This window comes from Gemmatimonas sp. (assembly GCF_044376735.1).
In the GTDB taxonomy this organism is placed as follows: Bacteria; Gemmatimonadota; Gemmatimonadetes; order Gemmatimonadales; family Gemmatimonadaceae; genus Gemmatimonas.
Genome location: NZ_JBILKJ010000265.1, coordinates 1 through 2803, shown reverse-complemented (window position 1 = coordinate 2803; position 2803 = coordinate 1). Strand labels below are relative to the sequence as shown.

General features: G+C 68.3%; 3 protein-coding genes. All 3 read left to right on the top strand.

What is annotated here, in order from left to right; all coding sequences use genetic code 11:
* On the top strand, nucleotides 1–485 hold a 485-nt coding region (locus ACIRA7_RS16445; protein WP_396221912.1), incomplete at its 5' end, for a hypothetical protein.
* Nucleotides 486–544: 59 nt separating this feature from the next.
* On the top strand, nucleotides 545–1276 hold the full coding sequence (locus ACIRA7_RS16440) for an ABC transporter ATP-binding protein (protein WP_396221911.1): 732 nt from the start codon (nucleotides 545–547) through the stop codon (nucleotides 1274–1276).
* 2 nt (nucleotides 1277–1278) lie between these two features.
* Nucleotides 1279–2803 (top strand): putative ABC exporter domain-containing protein (locus ACIRA7_RS16435; RefSeq protein ID WP_396221910.1); only part of this gene is annotated, 1525 nt, incomplete at its 3' end.

Genomic DNA, 2803 nt, shown 5'->3' with positions numbered 1-2803 from the left:
CGCTCGCCGGCAAGACCAACGCCGCCATCTGCTCGCTCGCCAATCGCCCCGGCGACCGCCTCGTGGCCGCCCTCTCGGCACCGGTGACCGGCCCCGACGGCGCCACGCTCCCCGCCGGCACCCCCATCCTCGTGGAAATGGCGCCGCCCACCGCCGATGGCCGCTTCGCCTTTCGCCTGCGCAGCGTGCAGGTCGACGGCGAGTTGCTGCCCGTGCAGGGCACCGTGCGCGTGGACGACGAGACCGCCGTCAGCGAACGTCAAGTGTCGAAGGGTGGCAATCAGGGCAAGGTCGTCACCGGTGCCATCCTCGGCGCCATCGCCGGACGCGTCCTCGGCGGCGACGCCCGTGGTACCATCATCGGCGCCGCCGGCGGTGCGGCCGCGGGGACCATCGCGTCCGCCAGGAACACCCAAACCGAGCGGTGTCTTCCGGCCGGGGCGACGCTTACCATCACACTATCCGCGCCACTCGTTGTTCCATAGCAGGCACAATACCCACGGGCGACTCCCTACTCCGTACCCCGTACTCCATACTGTTCTTCATGATTGACGTGATCGAGTACACCAAGTTGTATGGCGACACCGTGGCCGTGCAGTCGCTGTCGTTTCGTGTGGCACCGGGCGACGTGCTCGGGTTGGTGGGTCCCAACGGAGCCGGCAAAACCACCACCCTGCGCGCCCTCGCCGGTATCCTGCAGCCCACGTCGGGACGCATCCGCATTGCCGACATCGACCTGCAAACCGATCCGGTGGCGGCCAAGTCGCGGCTCGCGTTCATTCCCGACGAGCCGCAGCTGTTCGACTATCTCACCGTCACCGAGCATCTGCAGTTCGTGGCGCGCCTGTATGGCGTCCCCGACGCGGCGCCGCGCATTCCGGTGCTGCTCGAAGAGCTCGAGCTCACCGCCAAGCAGGATGCGCTCCCCACCGAACTGTCGCGGGGCATGAAGCAGAAGCTGGCGATCGCCTGCGGATTGTTGCATCGCCCGTCGGCCTTGCTGCTGGACGAACCGCTCACCGGACTCGATCCGGTCGGCATCCGTCGCATGAAGGAAACCATCGCCGCGCGAGCGCGCGAAGGGGCCGCCGTGATCCTCAGCTCGCACTTGCTGCATCTGGTGGAAGAGCTGTGCACGCGCCTGCTCGTGATCCGCAAAGGTCAGGCGGTCGCGTTGGGCACCATCGCGGAAATCGTGGACGCGCGCCCCGAGCTGGCCGGCCGCTCACTCGAAGAGATGTTCATCGCGCTCACCGGCGACGACACCGTCTCGTGAGCATGCCACATCCGCCGGCCCCCGTGCCGGCCATGCTGTTCCTGTATCGGCGCACCGCGGCCAATCGGCTGCGGCAACAGGTGGCGCGCGCCAAGAGCCCGCGCTATCTCGCCGCCGTCGTGATGGGCATGCTGTACATCTGGTGGGCGCTGTTCCGCAACACACAGCTGGGCGGCGGACCGATGGCGTCGCTGCTCGACACCGACATCACCGAGCTCCTCCTCGCCATCGCCAGCGTGTTCCTGCTGCTGTCGGCGGCGCGCTGGTGGGTGTTCGGCGGAGAGCGCGGCGCGCTCGCCTTCACGCCGGCCGAGGTGCAGTTCCTGTTTCCCGCGCCCGTGAGCCGTTTGCAGTTGGTGCACGCCAAGCTGGTGCGCATGCAGCTCGCGATTCTGCTCAACACGCTCATCTTCAGCGTGCTGTTGCGTGGCGGCGGTGGCACCGTGGAAGGGTGGCAGCGCGGGTTGTCGTTGTGGATGCTCTTCTCCACGCTGGCGCTGCATCGGCTGGGTGCATCGATCGTGCACGCCAACGCCATGGAGCATGTGGGCAAGGCGCGGCGTCGGCTCGTGCTGCCGCTGCTGGTGTTCGGCGCCGTGCTGGTGGCGGTGGTATACGGGGTGGTGACCGCGTGGCCGCTGCTGCGGGTGGCCAGTCTCTCGGGCACCAAGGCCGTGCTGCTCGCCATCACCGACGCGCTCCGCGCTCCCGTGCCTGCCGCCGCGTTGTGGCCGGTACGCGCCGTGCTCGAGCCGGTCTTCCTCAGCAGCGGAGGCGCCTGGCTCGCGCTGGTGCCGTGGGCCGCCGCGATCCTCATGCTGCATTACCTCTGGGTGGTGCGTCTCGACAAAGCCTTCGAAGAAGCCGCCCTCGAAGCCACGCAACATCGCGCCGAACGACTGCGGCGCGTGCGCTCGTCACAGTTGGGCAACTCGCGCTCACGAAAGGGAAAGCTGGCCAAGGTGCCGTCGCTGGCCCTCACCGGTCGTCCGGAAATGGCGATCGCCTGGAAGAACGTGGCGGCCGCCGTGCGCGGTGGCGCGTGGCGCACGCAGCTCGTCACCTTCACCATCGGGCTCGCCGTACTCGCCGTGGCCACCCGCTCGGCCTCCGCGCGCGCCGGCGACGTCTTCATGGCCATTACGGTCGGCTGGGGCGCCATGATGCTGTTCATCGGCCCGCTGTGGATGCGCTTCGACCTGCGACTCGATCTGCCGCGCTTGGCCATGCTCAAAACGATGCCGCTCCCCGGATGGCGCATCGTGGCAGCGGAGATCGCCGCCGTGACCGCGCTGCACTCGGTCACCGTGTGGTCGCTCATGGTCGTGCCGCTCGTGATGTTCCTGCAGGAGCCCGCCCTGCTGACCGACAGCGGCGCCACGATTCCGATCTTCGTCTCGGTGGCCGTGGGCGTGCCGGTGTTCAATGCGCTCATGTTCACGATTCAGAACGGCACCGCGCTGCTCTTTCCCGCGTGGGTGCGCCTGGGCACCGAAGCGCGCGGATTCGAAACGATGGGACAGAACC

Bases quoted from the DNA above. Each gene is read 5' to 3' on its own strand.
- ACIRA7_RS16440 (WP_396221911.1), top strand. From the start codon at position 545: ATGATTGACGTGATCGAGTACACCAAGTTGTATGGCGACACCGTGGCC.